Raw genomic sequence first — 20,192 nt, 5'->3', positions numbered from 1 at the left:
AGGTACCTATTATTTCTCAGTAAAAAAATTCAAGAACTCCACAAATAGATTACTGATGCATTCCACAAATATGGATTTTCTGTATAAATGATCCATCTTCTATAGAGGTCTCAGTAAATATGTTATCGTATTTATTTAGAATCACTGACACATTGTATAGACCAATGCCGCGATCGTTTCCCTTTGAAGATACCCCTTTTTTGCACATCTGAGAAACAGACAGCCCATGATCAATATATGAATTCGCGATTATGAAAACAATTCCATTGTCCAGTGTCCCTGAATGGATATTAAGAGAAGGATGGTCGGTCTCTACCGCAGCTTCAATAGCATTGTCAAGGTAGATACCAAGTATTCGTGTTATATCTATTGAATCGATACCGGGCTCACCTGTCTCATCAGGAATATCAACAGTAACTTCGATGTTTTTGTTGATTGCCAATAAGAGCTTGGAATAGAAAATACTTTTTATTTCCAGATTTTTGATTCTGGAAAGATTGGCAAGAGAAGCGTTCTTTTGAGTCAGCTCTTTTGTCAGAGGCATAATGTGATCATGAAAGAAAACATCAAGTTCATCATATCTTTTTTCATCAATAAAAATAGCCAACGTAGAGAGAATGTTAACGTAATCATGTTTAAAGGAGCGAAGGTTATTGTACGTGGCTTCCAGATTATCTGTGTATTCCCGGAGAGTGTTAAGATCCCTGATCCTTTGCTGCTGTTCATAGTTTTTCCGGGTTGTAATAAGTATTACCACCACTGAAGCAACTGTCAGAAATGTATAAAGGGTTACCAAAATGATCAGCGGATAATAGCGATCCTCGGCGATGTTCGTCGATAGAGTCATTATTCCAAAAATGAAAAAGGCGCTGAATGCCATTAGGAAGGTAATATATAGAAAAAGCTTATCATCTATTCTTTCGACAATTTTAGCCAGATGCTTTCGGTACAGTCTTTTGCAACCGAGAATGACCGGAAAATAGATGGCGGTCGATAAAACAACGATTATTATCATTTCTATAGGGCTTTGATCTGTATTAGTTATGGGATGATGAGCAAGGAAGTTGACGAGCGCAGACATCGGAAGTACTGCCAGTCCGATAATTATGTAAAGAATAAAATACACAATCGCGGATTTCTTTCTACCCGTAAGATGGCCCAGAAATATGGAGGGTATGATAAACCATGTGATTATCAATGGCCTTAAACCGGATAAAGTAATAACGAACATCAATGAGGAAAGCATGGTAAAGAATAAGCAATAATCTCTAATCTTTAAGGAACGAGAATAAAACGCTATTAGTCCGATAGTGAAAAGAATGGCATTACTTAATGAATTTAACAAAGCATATTCCAACATATATACTCCTTGTAAAGCCTGGCATTTACAGACTATTATAGACTATATTATTTCTTTATTGTTAGGGGAAATGCTCATATGATGAAGCTTTATCTATGTGAAGACGATGCACAGCAAAGAGAACATCTAAAGAAGACAATGGACAACGTGGCGCTTATAGAGAACCTTGATATGGAGTTTTCCTGCGTTACAGACAATCCGTACACGCTGCTTGAAAAGGTAGCTTCTGATGATTGTGTCGGTCTATATTTTCTGGATATAGATTTAAAGACGGATATGACGGGGCTTACCCTTGCAAAAGAAATACGGAAATATGATCCCATGGGATTTATTGTTTTTGTCACAACTCATTCGGAAATGAGCTACATGACATTTATGTATAAACTCGAAGCACTGGACTTCATACTGAAAGATGACGTGGAGGAAATGACCAGGCGAGTACGTGAATGTATCCTAAAAGCCAATGAAAGATTTTCTTCTGCCAAAAATAAAACTCAGGCAAACTATTCCTTGGCAGTCGGCGATAAGATTTTTACAGTGGATTATGATGAAATACTATTCTTTGAGACATCTGCCAATGCTCATAAGGTAATTCTGAATTGTAAGACCAGACAATTGGAATTTACGGGTAAGATAAAAGAGATTGAACGTGAGCTGGATGACAGATTTTATCGATGTCACAGATCCTTTTTAGTAAATACTGATAACATACTGGAAGTGGACACGGCCAATAGCATTATACGTATGGTGAACGGAGATGAATGTCTATTGTCCTTCAGGCAGGTCAAGGGACTAAAAGACAGGCTGAAACTCAAGAAAAATAAGTAGCGATGATCTGATATTTCGGAGTCGTAAACGTAAAATGTTTTCTTTGAGTATGACGAAAAAGACATTAAAACAGCAGTTTACTGCATAAATGAGAATACTGCATTTTTTTCTATATAATTTTTCGTAGTAGAAAAACTATTCGGAAAGAGAGGAAACGCTGTATGAAAAATGTGATTAAGGGAACTGTGATAACATTAGGAATCCTTGTTGTATTGATAATTGTAAATATCTTATGCAATAAAGCGGGACATGAACTTAACTCACTCTACACAGGAGTTATAACGCCTATAATAGCTATGGCGATATATGATAAGGTGACGGAAAATCCATCGAATAAGGAAGCATAATAAATATGCTTTAGTTAGTAAGAGACTAGAAGCGGAGACACGAATCCCGCACCGCGGATAAGTGAATCATTTCAATGCAAGCGATAGACGGGTTGCTGCTCGTCCGGGGGACGAGCGTTTAGCAACGACCGGAGCGAAGCGGAGATGCGAACACGCGGAGCGGGTTCGAGTAATATGCGCGAAAAAAGGAAGATCTCTCGATCTTCCTTTTTTAGAGCGATAGACGGGGCTCGAACCCGCGGTCTCCACCTTGGCAAGGTGGCGCTTTACCAACTAAGCTACTATCGCATATATGTAAAGTCGCTTTCGCGACAGCAAAATAAATAATACAGTATGAACTTTTATCTGTCAATACTTTTTTTCAATTTTTTCTCAAAACGAAAAAACAATAAAAAATACTCAATAACTCAATCTTTTTGGTTGTAATTCTTTCGTTCTATACTATAGTATTCCTAAGAATAAATCTGCATTTATTACTTACAAGGAGACCAAACATAATGAGCAGAGAAAATAATCTTAATTATCCAATCATGCACTTCGCACCGACATACGGATGGTTAAATGACCCCAACGGCCTGGTTTACCATGATGGAATATATGAGCTTTTTTACCAGACTAATCCTAATGGAGTTGAATGGGACGATATGACCTGGGGACATGCCAGAAGTACAGACCTGGTCCGGAGATCCGAAAAACAGAGTTATACAGATTCCATGGATTAGGACAAAATGCGTTGCAAATCAGACAACAGGAGCAATGGGTGTTCCAAGAGAACTGACATTTAAGGAAGTTGATGGTTCTTTTATCTTAAAGCATTCTGTTCCTGAGTAAATCAGCTCTGCTATTAGGCCGGTAAACTGAGCTTTGACAAAGGTACCGGGATACTTAAACTTGGAATAATTATGTAATTGATACTCATAAATGCTCTAAAACTCAAAAACATTACTGACAGTAGGAGGTAACCATGACACATTTCAAGAATTTCAAATTGACGGTTTATTGTGTAACTCAGGTACTGGAGAGGATGGATTTAGACACCCTTAAGAAGCAGTATGATTTCATTGAGAAATATGTAGGAATTGACAAGGTTTATCTTGAGCCCTTCCGTGAAGGACACTGGGTGGACAAAGATAAAATGCGTGAATTTATTGATTTCTTTAAGGGGAAAAATGTAGAAGTAGCAGGAGGTTTCACAGCGGTTGTGCCGGATCTTGATGAAGAGGATGCCAAGAGACAGCGTCTTTTTGGAACCTTTTGCTATACAAATCCCAAGATGCGTGATCATATCAAAAAGGTATCCGAATACTGCGCAGAGCAATTTGATGAAGTAATTCTTGATGATTTTTATTTTACTAACTGCACCTGCGAAGATTGCATAAAGGCAAAGGGTGACAAAACCTGGGTTGAATTCAGAAAAGAGTTAATGAAGGATGTTTCTGAAAATCTGGTTGTCGGTCCTGCTAAAAAAATAAATCCTAATGTGAAAATGGTTATAAAGTTCCCTAACTGGAAAGAATCCTATCATGCAACAGGATACAGACCTGATGTTGAAAAGGATATTTTTGACATGGTTTATACCGGAACAGAAACCAGAGCCAGTGCATATCAGGATCAGCATCTTCCCACATATCTCAGCTACAGCCTGGTTCACTGGATGGATGCAGCTTCAGAGGGAAGAAATAACGGAACCTGGTTTGATACGTATCAGTGCTGGCCAATTGATGATTATCTTGAGCAGGGATATCTGTCTGCCTTTGCTAAACCAAAGGAGATCACACTTTTCCAGTGGTCTGACCTTTTCGAGAATAAACTGGTTACTCCCTTGGGACTCCAGTTTACAAGAATAGACAGAATGCTTGAAAAGACCGGCAAGCCTATAGGAATTCCTGCCTATATTCCATACGCTTCAGAGGGTGAAAACCACATTGAAGATTTTCTTGGCATGCAGGGATTTGCACTTCATCCTACGCCCATATTCCCTGAAAGTGGCAGTGTTTTAGTGACCCAGAGCTCACTTTATGATGAGAATGTTTTTGAAAAAATGAAGAAGCTGCTCATAAACGGAGGAAAGGTTTTTGTAACCACAGGCTTCGCTATGAAGGCGCCGGAAAATGAGTGGAAGGATTTGAGCAGCTCATATCTTACCGGCAGAAAGCTTGCTGTTTCAAGATATTACAAAACCGATGATCCTGCGGGTTATCTTGAGGATGTAAGTCCTATACTATATGCCGATGTGCAGCACTCAAATAATCTCTCCTGGTCCATATTAAACGGAGGTGCAGGAGAGTATCACACAACTCTTTTCCTAAGAGATACATACGGAAAAGGGCAGCTGTATCTTATCAATACTCCGGAGAATCCATCAGACCTTGCAAGGATCCCTGAGTGGGCAATGGATGCCATAAAGCCGGTATTTAATCTGGGCGGAATATATGTAAGTGCTCCAAATGTTTCTATTTTCCATTATGATAACGGGACATTTATTCTTTATGCGCATGTTACAGGAAAAGCACATCCTATTCATGCCACTATTCATATCCAAAAAGAGGATGCGGAGCTTACGTGGTTATCAGCACCGAAATACCTGGGTGAAAACTATAAGCTTCCATTGTCTCCTAATGAAGTACAGCATGACTTTGGAACTATTCATGAAAAGATCGTGGACGTGATACTAAATCCCGGCGAATTTTATCTTTATAAGTGCGAATAAGAGGAGAAATACTACGCATATCCGCTTTTACTATACTAACCCGGAAGGAATTACAAAAATGGCATCAAGTATTATGCACCTGGCAGTTACATACGAACTGATAAAGCGTTTCGATTTTTCGGATACAGACAGACTAAAATTTGGAGCTATTTTACCTAATGCAGGTCAGGGAAAAGCAGGACATTTAAACAAATTCATTTGGGGCCGAAATAAGAAGTCTTACGATTTTGAATTTTTCAGAAGTAGGTTTGGAGAATTGATGAAAACCGATGACCTGTACCTTGGGTATTACCTACACTTGGTGCAGGATATCTGTTACAGACATTTTGTCTACGATAAATATAAATGGAATCCCATGATTCCGGGGAATGTTGAGAGACTTCATAAGGACTACTCCATAATAAATTATTATGTCGCAGAAAAATACAACATAAAAAACGATATCGCAACCCCTGCCGGATTTGAGAACGAAGAGATAAACAGTGTTTGCACCTATGATGTCGACTGGCTTGTTAAGTCAATGGCGGGGTATTTTGAGAAGGTAGAAGATGAAGACATTTTCTTTTTTACAAGAGAAATGGCTGATGAGTTTATTGCAGAGGCGGTGGATATCTGCGCAAAGGAGCTGGACGCCCTTAGAAACGGCGGTAAGCTGATCGAGAGTTACGATAATGCCTGGGACAACAGGGTATATTCTCTTTTGGAGACTACTTTAAACACAAGAGATCTTGGTGGATACCGGATAGACGGAACAGAAAACTATACAAAGTACGGCCGTCTTATTAGGAGCGACGTAGCCAATTATCCGTCTGAAAAAGATATCGAGTTTTTGAAAAGTAATGGTATAACTACGATAATTGACACCAGGTCTTCGGGTGAAAAGGAAAAGAAGCCCCATGGTCTCACGGGATTAGATGGTTTTGATTATTATGACATTCCCATTCCTGAGGGCAGCGGAATACCGGAGAGTGTTGAGGCAGTGCCTGACAGTTATTACAAGATTGCCCACTCTGCAAAAATCGCAGAGGTATTCAAAACAATAGCTGCTGCAAAGTATGGAGTAATGTTTAACTGCACCGCCGGAAAAGACAGAACGGGCGTAGTATCAGCGATGATACTGTGGCTTTGCGGAATCAGAAAAAGCGATATTATTTATGATTACATGAGGACAAAGGAAAACAATATACCGCGTTTTGAGCTGATCCATAAAAATTTTCCTGAGCTTGATATGAACATTGTTATTCCCAATGAAAATAACATGATCAGGCTTTTTGAAATGCTTGAAGACAGGTACGGCACGCCGGAGAAATACTTCGAATCCATAGGCGTCAGTGCTGATATACAGAATAGAATAAAAGAAAAGCTTTGTATTTGATATGCATAATGGAGAAGCGGTCCAAGCATCGAAAAATACTTTATGCTATGGAATAGGTTGTTATGGAAAAAGTTTTAAATGAATTTGTTGAACAGACAAAAGAGATTTTGGGGGATAATCTTGTAGGCATATACCTGCATGGCTCCTACGTTATGGGATGCTTTAATCCCCAAAAGAGTGACCTCGATCTTATCATTGTTGTTAATAAAAAAATGGATGATGCTTCAAAGCGCGGGATCATGGATATGGTAGTTTCTCTAAATGAAAAAGGACCTGCAAAAGGCATAGAAATGAGCGTAGTGACTAAAGATGTATGCAAGCCATTTGTATATCCTACGCCCTTTGAACTTCATTTTTCTGTAATGCATCTTGGATGGTACAGAGACAATCCGGAGGATTATATCCAGAAAATGAATGGTACTGATGTAGACCTGGCTGCGCATTTTACCATCATTGGAAAAAGAGGAAAATGTCTATACGGAGAGCCCATTGATGAAGTATTTGGAGAGGTTCCCCAAAAGGATTATATGGATGCTATATGGGATGACATCGCTGAAGCCCCTGAGGATATTGAGACCAATACCATGTACATCACATTGAATCTGGCAAGAGTATTGGCGTATAAGAAAGAGCAGCTTGTTTTGTCCAAAAAGGAAGGCGGAGAATGGGCAATAAAGAACCTTCCTCAGGAATATAAGCAGCTGATAAGTGATGCTCTGCGTGAATACTTGGATGGCACGGATGTTTCTTATGATCTGAGTCTTGCAAAAGAGTACGCTAAATACATGATTGGTCAGATTTCAAATTGAAGGTTGATCGATCACATCAGATTGTATTTGTTTATGGTGATACACTTTTTATCATTAAATACAAATTCCACAATCCAGGGCATGACTAATCTTATCTTTTCAAAATCCTCATGTCCAAATGAATTGTCGTAATAGTTGATGATCGTACTGAGGGCAGTTCCGTGGCTGCCCACCACGATATTCTTACCTTTATATTTCTCAAGCACGGTATCTAAAGCAGCAATATTTCTATCCTGTACTTCCCTAAGGCATTCCCCGTCTGAGAGTTTATAATCAAAATCACTCCATTGCCTTTTGGTAAATTCTGCAAAATCCTCAATCCAACAGCTATCAACCCTTCTTTCCCTGAAAGCATCTATCGTCTCGATGGAAAGGCCTTTTTTCTCTGCAAAATCAGCAACTGTATCTACTGCACGTTTAAAGGGGCTGGACAGTACAACATCTATATTTTTATCGGACAAAAATGTAGTAACAAGCTTCCTGTCTTCCATTCCTTTTGGTGTTAATTCTCTATTGTAGTCATCGTGATTATCATAGTTTGGCTCAGCGTGTCGTACAAAATATACTCTTGTCATTTTAAAATCTCCTTGCTTTTACCATGAACATCAGCTCTGTGATGTCTTCTCTCTGACATTCCATGTATCCATCGATTATAAAACCGCTTTTTATAAGGCCGCCAAGATATTCTTCCATGGTGTGACCATATTCAATCCAATCGGAATCATCAAAATCCTTTGAGCACCAGGGCATCTTGTGGACAGCCTTGTAGTATCCGCCATTTTCGTCATCAACCCAGTCGCAGACGTAGTTGATAGGGTTTGGAGCCATAATGATAAACTCGCCGCCTTCCTTTGTAACTCTGCGAACTTCATCAAAGACAACCTTAAGGTCCGGGATGTACATTAGAGAGGGCGGATTTATCACAAGATCAAAGGTATCATCAGAGAAACAGGAAAGATCACACATATTTCCTTTAACTATCTCGATTGACAAGTTTTCTGCGTTTGCTATCTCTCGGTCTTTGTCCAGCATCTTATCGGAAATGTCGATGACCGTTACATTGGCCCCGGCACAGGCAAGGAGCGGAGCCTGCAAACCGCCTGCACCTGCAAGGCACAGCACATTATTGCCTTTAATGTTCGCCAGCCACTCCTTAGGAACTTCTTTTTCCCAGAAATGAAGCACCAGATCACCACTCCTTGCAGCGTCCAATTCTTCTCTGGTTGCACTTGCTGTCCAGTCCGCGTTGTTTGTTACCAGATTATCTATGTTCTTCTCAATTTGTTCAAATATTGTTTCCATTTTCTATTTTATTCTCCATCAATAGGGGTAATAAAAAGGCTTTTGCATATCACTTAACCATATATTTTTCTTCATTAACTATCTCAAAAGGTTCTCTCTTGAAATTGAAGCACCTTACACAATTATCCGCAGCCAACATGTTTTCAAGTCTCTTTTTGGTCAATGGAAATGTCACCATATCCAATGCCTCGGACTTATTGACCCATTTAACATGCAAGCTTTCGTCACTTGTAGCCAGTTCTCCTCCGATGTATTTGCAGGAAAAGTCTATGTTTACCACATCTTTCTGGACGTTTTTACAAATTCCAATAAATCCTGTGATCTCAGCATCTATACCGGTTTCTTCTTTGATCTCTCTGATAAGTGCAGCTTGAAGTGTTTCACCAGGTTCAACCATTCCTCCTGGATATTCCCATCCTCTCTTGGGACTTTCCAATAAAAGGATTTCATCCTTATCATTTACAACAAGACCTGCAACTGAAACAAAATGCGTGTATTCCACTTTTCGTCACTCCCAACATTTTTAGGTTTTCAAACTCATGTAAGTCCCCTTCTTTTCAGCATGTTTACATTATACTTGATGGAAACTGCAGGAAAAAGGCGCAATCTACAAGAAAAACAAAAAACGTAAAATAGTAAATCATGATGATATAATATAGACAACTTTGCTGAAAGGAGAATCTGATGAAAAAAATATTAGGACGAATTCTTCTTGTTGTTCCTGCCATAGCACTGCAGGTATTTTGGTATGTACTTCTTTTTGGCGGACTGGATACCGTTGTAGGTGGGCATCTTGGCAATGTCATACAGATCCTGTTTACTGTTTTGGCAGTCATATTTGTGCTGGTTCTGATTTCGAGGCGGGATGAGAGTTCATATAAGATACTCTGGATTGTGGTCATACTGGGCTTCCCCATTCTTGGAGCCATATTATATGCCTTCCTTGGAAACAAGAGCACAGGGAGAAGCCTTAAGAGAAAAATGGAGAAGGCTCCAAATAAAGTGACGGTACAGGAATTTGTTGATGAAAAGGATTTATCGGATGAGCTGAAGAGAGATGATCTAAGACTGGGTCAGTCCGTTAAGAGAATCTATGAGACAACAGGCTTTCCGCTTTTGAAAAACGATACATCCAAGTACTATCCCTTCGGCGAGGACATGTTCGCTGATATGTGCGAGGACCTTAAAAAGGCAGAAAAATACATCTTTATTGAGTATTTCATCATACAGCGCGGAGTTTTCTGGGATACGCTTACTGACATTCTGGCTGACAGGGTGGCAGCAGGAGTTGATGTCAGAGTCATGTATGACGATCTTGGAAGTATTGCAACCTATTCTTTAGTAGACATACGTGATTTACAGCAAAAGGGAATTAAGTGCATACCCTTCAATCCGCTTTTCTTTGTAACAACACAGCTAAATAACCGTGATCACAGAAAAATCATGGTAATTGATGGCAAAGTAGCATACAGCGGCGGCGTCAATCTGGCAGATGAGTATGTTAACGAGAAGGAATTGTTTGGAAAATGGAAGGATATCGGTTTTAGAATTACCGGTGCCGGGGTAAAGAGCTATACCTTCATGTTTGTGGAATTTTGGAACTCATTTTCAAAAGACCTGATAAACAAAGAGGAAATCGAACCCTTTGCCGCTTCTGAATCTGTGAAGGATGATAACGGATTCATTCTTCCTTATTATGATTCGCCTATGAGGGAAGAGCATACCAGTAACGTCTTTTATACAGAAGTATTATCACTTGCTACGGAATATGTATGGTTATACACGCCATATCTGATGCTGGGCGATGCGCTTTTTGATGCATTCATAAGAGCTGCCGAAAGAGGCATCGACGTCAGGATCATCATGCCGGGAATCCCTGATAAGAAGGCAGTTTATCGCTTGTCCAGAAGTTATTACAGAGACCTGTTAAAGGCTGGGGTTAAGATATACGAATACACACCGGGCTTCGTCCATGCAAAGGCTATGATAGCTGATGGCAAGGTTGCAACCATCGGCACGGTAAATCTTGATTATCGCAGCCTGTTCCTGCATTTTGAGTGTAATTCATTGTTCTACAAAGCAGATATAATTGAATCGCTGAAAAAAGACTATGAGACAAGTCTTGAAAGCTGTACCCAGAGAACTCTTGAGTACATTAATAATGGTATTTTTTACAGATTTATTGATTGCTGTCTGCGCGTTCTTGCTCCTTTGTTGTGATTATAGAAGAGAGAAGTTGGTTGTCCTTTCAATATATGCGATAGACGGGTCGCACGAGTCCGGGGGTCGCTGCACATCCGGGGGATGTGCGCTCAGCGACGACCGAAGTGGAACGAAGACCGAGCGTTCAGCAACGACCGAAGTGGAACGTAGAAGCGGAGCGGAGACACGAATCCCGCACCGCGGATAAGTGAACCATTTCAATGCAAGCGATAGACGGGTTGCTGCTCGTCCGGGGGACGAGCGTTTAGCAACGACCGGAGCGAAGCGGAGACACGAATCCCGCACCGCGGGTGAGGGTCTCAGCTTCGCTCGAATAAAAAAGAACCGGTTCAATCGAACCGGTTCTCTTTTTATTCAAGCGATAGACGGGGCTCGAACCCGCGGTCTCCACCTTGGCAAGGTGGCGCTTTACCAACTAAGCTACTATCGCAAACGATTTATATAATTAACAACGCAAAACATATATTACACGAAGCATATATATATTGTCAACAGGAAATTTGATATTATTATGAAGTGAAATTTCTTATTAAAAGGACGTACCACCATGCCCCAGAGACTTTCTGATTATCTGAAAAAAGAATATGGAGAAAAAATATACAGACTCTCTCTTTCATCAGGCTGCACCTGCCCAAACAGAGATGGCAGCATTATTCTTCCTGACGGCACGCCTCTTACAGGTGGCTGCACCTTTTGCTCTGAAGGCGGTTCCGGCGAGTTTGCTGCAGAGGTTGCCCCTGTGGACGTTCAGATTGAGGAAGCCAAAAAGCGTATCAGAAGTAAGACAGACGCCCAAAGATTTATCGCATATTTTCAGTCCTATACCAACACCTACGGGGACCTTAAAAGACTTAAGTCTTTATATAAAGAGACCATAGAAAGAGATGACGTGGTGATCCTTGCAATAGGTACAAGACCTGACTGCATAGGCGAAGATGTCCTTTCAATGCTTAAGGAGCTTAGAAAAGTTAAGCCTGTATGGATAGAGCTTGGACTTCAGACAATTCATGAAGACAGCGCCAGACATTTCCACAGAGGCTATGATTTATCTGTGTTTGAAGAGGCCTACAGGAATCTGAAGGCTATCGGAATAGAGGTTATAGTACATGTGATTTTCGGTCTTCCGGGAGAGACAAAAGCGGATATGCTCGAAACTGTCCGCTATCTATCTAACCTTTCTCCTGAGCTTAACGGGATAAAGCTTCAGAATCTCCAGATTCTTAAAGGAACTCAGATGTATGAGGAATATAAAAAAGAGCCCTTCCATATTTTATCTTTGGAAGAGCACGTGGAGCTTTTAGCAGAGAGCATAAATATGCTTCCCAAGAAAACCGTTGTCCACAGAATGACAGGAGATGGGCCAAGAGCACTCCTTGTTGAACCGCTGTGGAGCCTTGATAAGAAAAATGTTTTAAATACAATAAACAGGACTGTGAAATTCTAAACTCTAAAACATCAGTGAGATATAGCCCAGAAAGCCACCGCGCTGGCTGCTGCAACGTTTAATGAATCCACATCATGGGACATGGGAATCTTTACGCAAAAGTCGCAGGCATCTATTGTCTCCTGCATCAGACCATCGCCCTCGGCGCCTAGGTAAATGGCAAGCTTTTCACTGGATCTGATCTTCGGATCATCGATAGAATAGGAATTATCCCTGAGTGCCATGGCAACAGTGGAAAAGCCAAGGGATTTAAGAAGTTCCACGGTATCGCCCTCAGGTAAAAAGGTCCAGGGCATAAGGAAAATATTGCCCATGCTTACCCGGATTGCACGTCTGTATAGCGGATCTGTGCACCCATGCGAAAAAAGTACTGCATCGATATTGAGTGCAGCGGCGCTTCGTATGATTGCCCCTGCATTTGTGGGATTTGTCACATTTTCAAGAACAGCAATTTTCTTTGCGTCATTGCAGATGCTCTCTACTGAAGGGAGCTCTTTTCTTTTCATGGCACAAAGGACACCTCTTGTAAGGTGGAAGCCGGTAATACCTGTCAGTACCTCATCAGATGCGGTGTAAACAGGAACTTCAAAGGAAAGAGCAGATATCTTATCCAAAAGTAAAGCTGCTTCACCATTATCCTGACGGAGCTGCTTATCTTCTATAAGAAGTGATATTGGCTCATAGCCCGCAGCCAGAGCTCTCTCTATGACCTTTGGACTTTCTGCTATGAAAATACCTGGCTCCGGTTCGTTTATGTGATATAACTGAACTTCAGATTGCTCCTTGTAAACATAAAGTTCAGGTGCTTCATAATCCTCTATATTTATCAGTGTTTTCATATTTTTCTCCATTCGGGAATAGTACACGAAAAGTATAACATGAGTATGATACAATATACTTATAGCTTTTTCGAAAGGGGTATTTTTTATGGGTAATACATTCTATTTTGCTTTTGAACCCGCTCTAATGACATGGCTTCAGGGTGTTCTGGGAGAGACAGGAGCAAAAATCGTTTCGCAATTTTCTGCACTTGGCGAGGAATATGCCCTAATACTTATACTTGGCTTTTTGTATTGGTGCTATGACAAAAAGTTTGGCATTTATATTGGAACAAACGTAGCGGTGGGTATTACTCTCAATCCGCTGATTAAAAATATCTTTTTGAGAATAAGACCTTATATGGCGCATCCTGAAATTAAGTGTTTTAGGCCAGTGGAACCGGATGCGGATTTATATGATGTTGCCGCGCAGGGTTACTCTTTTCCCAGTGGTCACTCTATGAATTCAGCCATAGCATATGGTTCTCTAGGAAGATATACTAAAAAGAGACTTTTTGAAGTTCTCGCCTTTGTACTTCCGCTTCTTGTGGGTATTTCAAGAGTTTCTGTAGGTGTGCATTATCCAACGGACGTGCTTACGGGCTGGTTATGCGGAGCACTGGTCATTTTCGCTGTACCATTCATCATGGATAAATTTGGCGAAGAGAACAGATGGAAGGTTAATCTGGTTGTATTTCTTATAGCCAGTATTGGAATATTCTATTGCAAGACAGAGGACTACTTCTCCGGGCTTGGAATCATGGGAGGCTTTTTCCTTGGAATAGAGATTGAAAAAAGATTTGTGGATTTCAAAAGCACCACAAAGCCTGCCATTTGCATTGTCAGATTATTGGGAGGCGGGGCATTGTATTTTGTCCTTAACAAGCTTCTGAAAATGCCGTTTTCTGCGGAGTTTTTGGCATCGGGAACAACACCGGCCTATCTTGTAAGATCGGCTCGTTATTTCATTGTGCTTACAATTTTGATCGGTATTTATCCTTATGTTTTTTTGTTTATGGGGAAAGAAAAGTAAAATTATGGGTGAGAAGGATTTTGCATAGATGAATAACAGAAAAAACGAATGGGCAAACAAAATATATGCATATCTTATTACACTGATACTTGTGGTCATTGCTTATCAGGGCTTTTATCGATTTGGATTTGAGTCGGATACCATGACCCATTATCTTAATCCGCTTATAAATATCGAATCAAAGCTGGCATATACCAGATATATTTCGTATCTGGTGGAAATTTCATTATATAAAATCGGATACATTTTACCTGAGCACTACAGACTCTCTTACATGTTCTTTTTAATTTTCACAGCATCTACAGCCTTTGTTTATCAGGAGACTATAATCGGTAAGCTTAGAGAAAAGCGGATTGAGATGGATCCTGTTCAGGAATACATGGGAAGATTTATTCTTTCGCTTCCGCTTATAAGCACCTTATACTCGGAATATTTTATGTTCCCGGAGTGCTTTGCATTTAGTATAGGTTTTCTGTTTTCTGCCATTGCGGTTTATATGTATTCCGGAAAAAGATATATAGGGGCAATACTTTTCCTGTTAATGGCTGTGTTTACTTATCAGGCGACGGTTATGCTCAGCGCGGTATATGCCATACTGTTTGTAGTCATTGATGAGGGCTATGCACTTACCTTAAGAATGTTTAAAAGAGGTCTTTTGACATCTTTATGTTGCATCGCGGCAGGCGTTATCAATGTCATTACCTCAAAGGTGGTATTTCTTTTAGGTATAGTTACAGACAGTCCAAAAGCACTTAGGCAGGAATCCGTACTCGACAAATTCGCACATATTTTAAATCTATTAAAGGCCTTTTTGGTTAGCGGAAACGGGCTTTTACCAATCCGATATGCAAATCTTATGGCAATAATTGCGGCAATAGTGCTTATGATAATTTGTCACAGATACGAAAAGCCGGAGGTTGTAACCCATATATTTGCAGGATTTATAATGTTTTGCCTGGCTATAGTAATTCCGCTTATGCAGGCAGATGCGCCAAGAGTTATCTTTGTGCTTTATGGGGCTTTGGGATGCTTTGTTTTCCTTTCCTTTGTGCAGCTTGATGGGAAAACTTTGACGATCATGCAGGGAGTAATACTGTGTATTGTGCTTTTGCAGATTTTTTCAAACCAGCAGATAGCCGTAAATCATTACATTTCCAATGACAAGGATATTTCCTGTGCAAGAGCCGTACTTGTTGCAATTGATAAGTATGAAAATGAAACAGGCATCACTGTGGAAGAAATAGCGGTTTGTGAGGACAGCGTATCTCTTAATTATTTTGATGATGTCTATTACACAGTGGGCCAGATTAACGAGAGGGTAATGCACAACGTTCCCTACAGCCTTCTTGAATATGTGAATAAGCTGGATACCGGAACCACAGAGCTCAGATTCAGAAAAAGCAAGGTAAACGGAAATAAAGTCAGGGAAGCTTACTTTGCCGAAAAGGAATGGGACAGCTTCAATGTTTACGAACAGCTGATAATCGATGGCAATACGGCTTACTGGTGCATTTATTGATTAAGGCTGAGCTTGATTCAAGGCGCAAGAATAATAACGCCAACGAAAATAATATCTTGACTTTTTTTAATGTCATGAATAAAATTATGGATAACTGAATAGAAAAGCTGTGACGAAGACAGTACATTGTTTTGAAAGCTTCAGAGAGCCTGCGGGTGGTGCGAGCAGGTGCGAGTATGAACTATGGAAAATCACTTCCGAGCTGCGTAACCGAACTATTTGAATCAGTAAGTTACGACGGAATCTCCCCGTTATGGAGAATCATATAAAACCGTAAATTCGGGGAGTATGCGTAAACAGGTGGTATAGCGAGTTTGACCCTCGTCCTTTTTACAGGACGGGGGTTTTATAGTTTTGAAAGGAGTTTCAGATGTATAAGAAGGTTGACACTGATATGAATTTTGTCGCCCGCGAGAAGAAGATCGAGCAGTTCTGGAAAGATCAGGATATCTTCCAGAAGAGCGTAGATACACGCAGCCAGGGCGAGATGTATATGTTCTATGATGGTCCGCCGACCGCAAACGGCAAGCCCCACATCGGACACGTACTTACACGTGCGATCAAGGATATGATCCCGAGATACCGCACAATGAAGGGTTACACTGTTCCCCGTAAAGCAGGCTGGGATACACATGGTCTTCCTGTAGAGCTCGAGGTAGAAAAGCTCCTTGGTCTTGACGGAAAAGAGCAGATTGAAGAATACGGTATGGAGCCTTTCATTAAAAAGTGTAAGGAATCCGTATGGAAATATAAGGGAATGTGGGAAGATTTCTCCGGCACAGTTGGTTTCTGGGCTGATATGGATCACCCCTACATCACCTATGATGATAACTTTATCGAGTCCGAGTGGTGGGCTCTTAACGAGATCTGGAAAAAGGGTCTTCTTTACAAGGGCTTCAAGGTAGTTCCTTATTGCCCTCGCTGTGGCACACCTCTTTCTTCACACGAGGTTGCTCAGGGCTATAAGACACTTAAAGAGCGCACCGCTGTTGTTCGATTCAAGGTTAAGGATGAGGATGCATACTTCCTTGCATGGACAACAACACCCTGGACACTTCCTTCAAATATCGGACTCTGCGTGAACCCTGATGAGAAGTACATCAAGGTTAAGGCAGCAGACGGCTATACATATTATCTTGCAGAAGCTCTTGCAGATACAGTACTCGGCAGTTTAGCGAAGGAAGAGGGTGAGAAGGCCTACGAAGTTCTTGAGACTTATGTAGGTACAGACCTTGAATATAAAGAATATGAGCCTCTTTATCAGTGCGCTGCTGACGAGACAGAGAGACAGCACAAGAAGGCATTCTTCATCTATTGCGATAACTACGTAACCATGTCAGATGGTACAGGTATCGTACATATTGCTCCTGCATTCGGTGAAGATGACGCCCGTGTTGGTAGAAAATATGATGCTCCTCTTGTACAGATGGTTGACGGCGAAGGAAAACTTAAGCCTGAGACACCTTTTGCAGGCTACAGATGTAAGCCTACTCAGAAGGAAATGGATGAGGGTGCTATCAGTGCGGATCCCGAGGTACTTAAGGATCTTGATAAGAGAAGCCTTCTTTTCTCAGCACCTAAGATGGAGCATGATTATCCTCACTGCTGGAGATGCGGTACACCTCTTTTGTACTATGCACGTTCTTCATGGTTCATCAAGGTTACAGCAGTTAAGGATGACCTTATCAGAAATAACCAGGAGATCAACTGGATTCCTGAGTCAATCGGTAAGGGACGTTTCGGTGACTGGCTTGAGAACATTCAGGACTGGGGTATCTCCCGTGACAGATATTGGGGAACACCTCTTAATATCTGGGAGTGCGATGACTGCGGCCATCAGCTTTCAGTAGGATCAAGGAAAGAGCTTGCTGAGCTTTCAGGAGATCCTTCTGCTGAGACAACAGAGCTTCACAGACCTTATATCGATAAGTTTGAGATCACATGTCCTAAGTGCGGCAAGAAGATGCACAGAGTCAAGGAAGTTATCGACTGCTGGTTCGATTCAGGAGCAATGCCTTTCGCACAGCTCCACTATCCTTTTGAGAACAAGGAGCTCTTCGAGAAGCAGTTCCCTGCTCAGTTCATCTCTGAGGCTGTAGACCAGACAAGAGGATGGTTCTACTCACTTCACGCTGAGGCTACTCTTCTTTTCAACAAGCCTGCATTCAAGAATGTTATCGTTCTTGGTCTTGTACAGGATGAGAACGGACAGAAGATGAGTAAGTCCAAGGGTAATGCGGTTGATCCTTTCGAAGCACTTGAGAAGTACGGTGCAGATGCTATCAGATGGTATTTCTATACAAACTCTGCTCCATGGCTTCCTTCAAGATTTGCAGGAAAAACTGTTCAGGAAGGACAGAGAAAGTTCCTCGGAACACTTTGGAACACATACGCATTCTTCGTACTTTATGCAAATATCGACGGCTTTGATGCTTCAAAATACAGTCTTGAGAAGGATAAGCTTACGGTTATGGATAAGTGGATCCTCTCCAAGATGAACACCATGATCGGTGAAGTTGATAAGAACCTTGAGAATTACAGAATACCTGAGGCTGGAAAGGCACTTGATGCATTTGTTGATGATCTTTCCAACTGGTATGTAAGAAGATGCCGTGAGCGTTTCTGGGCTAAGGGAATGGAGCAGGATAAGATCTCTGCATACATGACTCTTTACACAGCTCTTGTAAACGTATGTAAGGCAGCAGCTCCCATGGTTCCTTTCATGACAGAGGAGATCTATCAGAACCTTGTAAGAACAAGTGACAGCACTGCACCCGAGTCAATCCATCTCTGCGATTTCCCTGCAGTAGATGAGAGCTTTATCGACAAGGATCTTGAGGAGAACATGGATGAAGTTCTTCAGATCGTAGTTCTTGGCCGTGCTTGCCGTAACGCAGCTGCAATCAAGAACCGTCAGCCTATCGGACAGATGTATGTTAAGGCTGAGAAGTCTGTATCTGAGTTCTATCAGGAGATCATTGAGGACGAGCTTAATGTTAAGAAGGTTGTCTTTGCAGATGATGTAAGAGACTTCACAACCTACACCTTCAAGCCCCAGCTTAAGACAGTTGGACCTAAGTATGGTAAGGTTCTTGGCGGTATCAAAGAGCATCTTGCTTCACTTGATGGAAACAACGCTATGGATGAGCTTAAGGCTAATGGAGCACTTAAGTTTGAGGTAAACGGCACAGCTGTTGAGCTTGCTGAGGAAGACCTTCTTATCGACATGGCTCAGAAGGAAGGCTTTGAGAGCACAGAGGATCACGGAATCACTGTTGTTCTTGATACTAACCTTTCACAGGAGCTCCTTAATGAAGGCTTCATGTATGAGGTTATCAGTAAGGTTCAGACAATGCGTAAGGATTCCGGCTTCGAAGTTATGGATCACATCAAGCTGTCTATAAATGGTAACGAGAAAATATCTCAGATCGTTAAAGACAATGCTGATTCCATTTCAACCAAGGTTCTTGCTACAGAGATCGTTTATGACAGCAATGTGGCAAATTCCAAGGAGTGGGATATCAATGGTGAGACAGTTACTATTGGTGTGGAAAAGGTTTGAAAAATAAGTTAAAGTAATATTAGGGGCGCGTGGTAGCGAATGCTGCCACGCGCTTTTAAAATATGGAGGAAGCGGATGAGAAAAATACTTATTACAAATGATGACGGAATAGATTCTGAGGGTATCATCAGGCTTGCCAGGGCTGCCCTTGAGTTTGGAGAGGTATGGGTGGTTGCACCTGATTCTCAGAGGAGCGCCGCTTCCCACAGCATTACCTTAAGACATGGTATAGATATCTATCCCCATGATTTTCCTGTTGAAGGTGTAAAAGCATTTTCCTGCAGCGGAACTCCCGGAGACTGCGTAAGAGCAGGAAGCCTTAGTGTAATGGATGAAAGACCGGATGTGGTCCTTTCAGGAATCAATTTTGGCTACAATGTGGCATCTGATATCCAGTATTCTGCCACCGCAGGAGCCGCATTTGAGGCTGCTTTCCAGGGCTATCATGCAATCGCATTATCAGAAGGTTTTAATGGGACTCACGAGGTCACAGACCACTATTTAAGGGATATGCTTATGGATGCCCTTGAGGTGGATCTTGATTTTGGAGAAATCCTGAATATCAATTTTCCAGATTGTCCATTATCGGAATTCAAGGGCGTAGCAAAGGGTGTTAAAGTATCCCGCAGAGCTTTTTATATAGACAGATACAAGGTCATAGAGGAGCTTGAAAACGGCGGCAAAAGATATATGGTAGATGGAATCTACCACGCTCATCCCGAGGAAGGTACAGACTACGGCGCAGTCCTTGATAACATGATCGCCTTTGGAAAAGTAAATAATATCGGAACATAAATAAAAAGCCATACCTCAGTTCATTATGAGCTAAGAGGTATGGCTTTAAATATTCTATATAGCTGTA

18 protein-coding genes, 2 tRNA genes and 1 other annotated feature are annotated in these 20,192 nt (G+C 41.3%); of the genes, 13 read left to right on the top strand and 7 right to left on the bottom strand.

Features of this window, described 5'->3' with window-relative positions; all coding sequences use genetic code 11:
* Positions 1-49: 49 nt before the first annotated feature.
* On the bottom strand, positions 50-1,126 hold the full coding sequence (locus tag G608_RS21145) for a sensor histidine kinase (protein WP_051209311.1): 1,077 nt from the start codon (positions 1,124-1,126) through the stop codon (positions 50-52).
* A gap of 312 nt (positions 1,127-1,438) precedes the next feature.
* Here G608_RS21145 and G608_RS0112775 point away from each other — a divergent pair, with 312 nt between their 5' ends.
* Together G608_RS0112775 and G608_RS0112770 are read left to right on the top strand one after the other, a co-directional pair.
* A complete protein-coding gene (locus tag G608_RS0112775; protein WP_026496360.1) occupies positions 1,439-2,188 on the top strand; it encodes a LytR/AlgR family response regulator transcription factor in 750 nt (249 codons plus the stop codon).
* A gap of 161 nt (positions 2,189-2,349) precedes the next feature.
* Complete coding sequence (locus G608_RS0112770; RefSeq protein ID WP_026496359.1) at positions 2,350-2,535, top strand: hypothetical protein; 186 nt, start codon at positions 2,350-2,352, stop codon at positions 2,533-2,535.
* A gap of 215 nt (positions 2,536-2,750) precedes the next feature.
* Here the strand turns inward: G608_RS0112770 and G608_RS0112765 are convergent.
* Positions 2,751-2,823, bottom strand: a tRNA-Gly gene (locus tag G608_RS0112765).
* A gap of 209 nt (positions 2,824-3,032) precedes the next feature.
* Between G608_RS0112765 and G608_RS24425 the strand changes: the two genes are divergently transcribed.
* The 5 genes from G608_RS24425 to G608_RS0112745 all read left to right on the top strand — a co-directional run bounded on the left by G608_RS24425 (position 3,033) and on the right by G608_RS0112745 (position 7,429).
* Positions 3,033-3,257 (top strand): hypothetical protein, encoded by a 225-nt coding sequence (locus G608_RS24425; RefSeq protein ID WP_026496358.1) that lies wholly within the window; start codon positions 3,033-3,035, stop codon positions 3,255-3,257.
* On the top strand, positions 3,193-3,366 hold the full coding sequence (locus G608_RS23275; RefSeq protein WP_155833287.1) for a hypothetical protein: 174 nt from the start codon (positions 3,193-3,195) through the stop codon (positions 3,364-3,366). The genes G608_RS24425 and G608_RS23275 overlap by 65 nt, the downstream gene beginning before the upstream one ends.
* 133 nt (positions 3,367-3,499) lie before the next feature.
* Entirely contained in the window at positions 3,500-5,245 is a 1,746-nt protein-coding gene (locus G608_RS21140; RefSeq protein ID WP_051209310.1) for a hypothetical protein, read from the top strand.
* 58 nt (positions 5,246-5,303) lie between these two features.
* The gene (locus G608_RS23905) at positions 5,304-6,620 is read left to right on the top strand and encodes a tyrosine-protein phosphatase (protein ID WP_051209308.1); all 1,317 of its coding nucleotides are present in this window, start codon (positions 5,304-5,306) and stop codon (positions 6,618-6,620) included.
* A 62-nt stretch (positions 6,621-6,682) separates the two neighbouring features.
* Complete coding sequence (locus tag G608_RS0112745; RefSeq protein ID WP_026496356.1) at positions 6,683-7,429, top strand: aminoglycoside adenylyltransferase domain-containing protein; 747 nt, start codon at positions 6,683-6,685, stop codon at positions 7,427-7,429.
* 11 nt (positions 7,430-7,440) lie between these two features.
* Here the strand turns inward: G608_RS0112745 and G608_RS0112740 are convergent, their stop codons facing one another.
* Genes G608_RS0112740 through G608_RS0112730 form a run of 3 tightly spaced genes read right to left on the bottom strand, consistent with a single transcriptional unit; the run spans position 7,441 to position 9,233 of the window.
* Entirely contained in the window at positions 7,441-8,004 is a 564-nt protein-coding gene (locus G608_RS0112740; protein WP_026496355.1) for a histidine phosphatase family protein, read from the bottom strand.
* Position 8,005: 1 nt separating this feature from the next.
* Positions 8,006-8,731 carry a class I SAM-dependent methyltransferase gene (locus tag G608_RS21135; RefSeq protein WP_051209307.1) on the bottom strand — a complete coding sequence of 242 codons (726 nt, stop codon included), beginning with the start codon at positions 8,729-8,731 and terminating at the stop codon, positions 8,006-8,008.
* 49 nt (positions 8,732-8,780) lie between these two features.
* A complete protein-coding gene (locus G608_RS0112730; RefSeq protein WP_026496354.1) occupies positions 8,781-9,233 on the bottom strand; it encodes an NUDIX hydrolase in 453 nt (150 codons plus the stop codon).
* A 182-nt stretch (positions 9,234-9,415) separates the two neighbouring features.
* On the opposite strand from G608_RS0112730, the gene cls reads away from it, so the two are divergent.
* A complete protein-coding gene (gene cls / locus G608_RS0112725) occupies positions 9,416-10,951 on the top strand; it encodes a cardiolipin synthase (RefSeq protein WP_026496353.1) in 1,536 nt (511 codons plus the stop codon).
* A 360-nt stretch (positions 10,952-11,311) separates the two neighbouring features.
* Here cls and G608_RS0112715 read toward each other — a convergent pair.
* Positions 11,312-11,384 (bottom strand) — tRNA-Gly (locus G608_RS0112715).
* Between the two features lie 117 nt (positions 11,385-11,501).
* Here G608_RS0112715 and G608_RS0112710 point away from each other — a divergent pair.
* Positions 11,502-12,398 (top strand): TIGR01212 family radical SAM protein, encoded by an 897-nt coding sequence (locus tag G608_RS0112710; RefSeq protein ID WP_026496352.1) that lies wholly within the window; start codon positions 11,502-11,504, stop codon positions 12,396-12,398.
* A gap of 11 nt (positions 12,399-12,409) precedes the next feature.
* Here G608_RS0112710 and G608_RS0112705 read toward each other — a convergent pair whose 3' ends face one another.
* Positions 12,410-13,237: a TrmH family RNA methyltransferase gene (locus G608_RS0112705; RefSeq protein ID WP_026496351.1), complete on the bottom strand. Its 828-nt coding sequence runs from the start codon at positions 13,235-13,237 to the stop codon at positions 12,410-12,412.
* 88 nt (positions 13,238-13,325) lie between these two features.
* On the opposite strand from G608_RS0112705, the gene G608_RS0112700 reads away from it, so the two are divergent.
* The 4 genes from G608_RS0112700 (at position 13,326) to surE (ending at position 20,125) form a co-directional block, all read left to right on the top strand.
* The gene (locus G608_RS0112700) at positions 13,326-14,249 is read left to right on the top strand and encodes a phosphatase PAP2 family protein (RefSeq protein ID WP_026496350.1); all 924 of its coding nucleotides are present in this window, start codon (positions 13,326-13,328) and stop codon (positions 14,247-14,249) included.
* 28 nt (positions 14,250-14,277) lie between these two features.
* Positions 14,278-15,768: a glucosyltransferase domain-containing protein gene (locus G608_RS0112695; RefSeq protein WP_026496349.1), complete on the top strand. Its 1,491-nt coding sequence runs from the start codon at positions 14,278-14,280 to the stop codon at positions 15,766-15,768.
* Positions 15,769-15,868: 100 nt separating this feature from the next.
* Positions 15,869-16,100 (top strand) — a binding site (T-box leader).
* 38 nt (positions 16,101-16,138) lie between these two features.
* Entirely contained in the window at positions 16,139-19,330 is a 3,192-nt protein-coding gene (gene ileS / locus G608_RS0112690) for an isoleucine--tRNA ligase (RefSeq protein WP_026496348.1), read from the top strand.
* Positions 19,331-19,405: 75 nt separating this feature from the next.
* Complete coding sequence (surE, locus tag G608_RS0112685; RefSeq protein ID WP_026496347.1) at positions 19,406-20,125, top strand: 5'/3'-nucleotidase SurE; 720 nt, start codon at positions 19,406-19,408, stop codon at positions 20,123-20,125.
* Positions 20,126-20,192 lie beyond the last annotated feature (67 nt).

Origin of the sequence: Butyrivibrio sp. WCD3002, from assembly GCF_000424265.1 — a bacterium.
Lineage (GTDB): Bacteria > Bacillota > Clostridia > Lachnospirales > Lachnospiraceae > Butyrivibrio.
The sequence above is the reverse complement of the archived record's forward strand: the minus strand, read 5'-3'. Positions and strand labels throughout refer to the sequence as shown.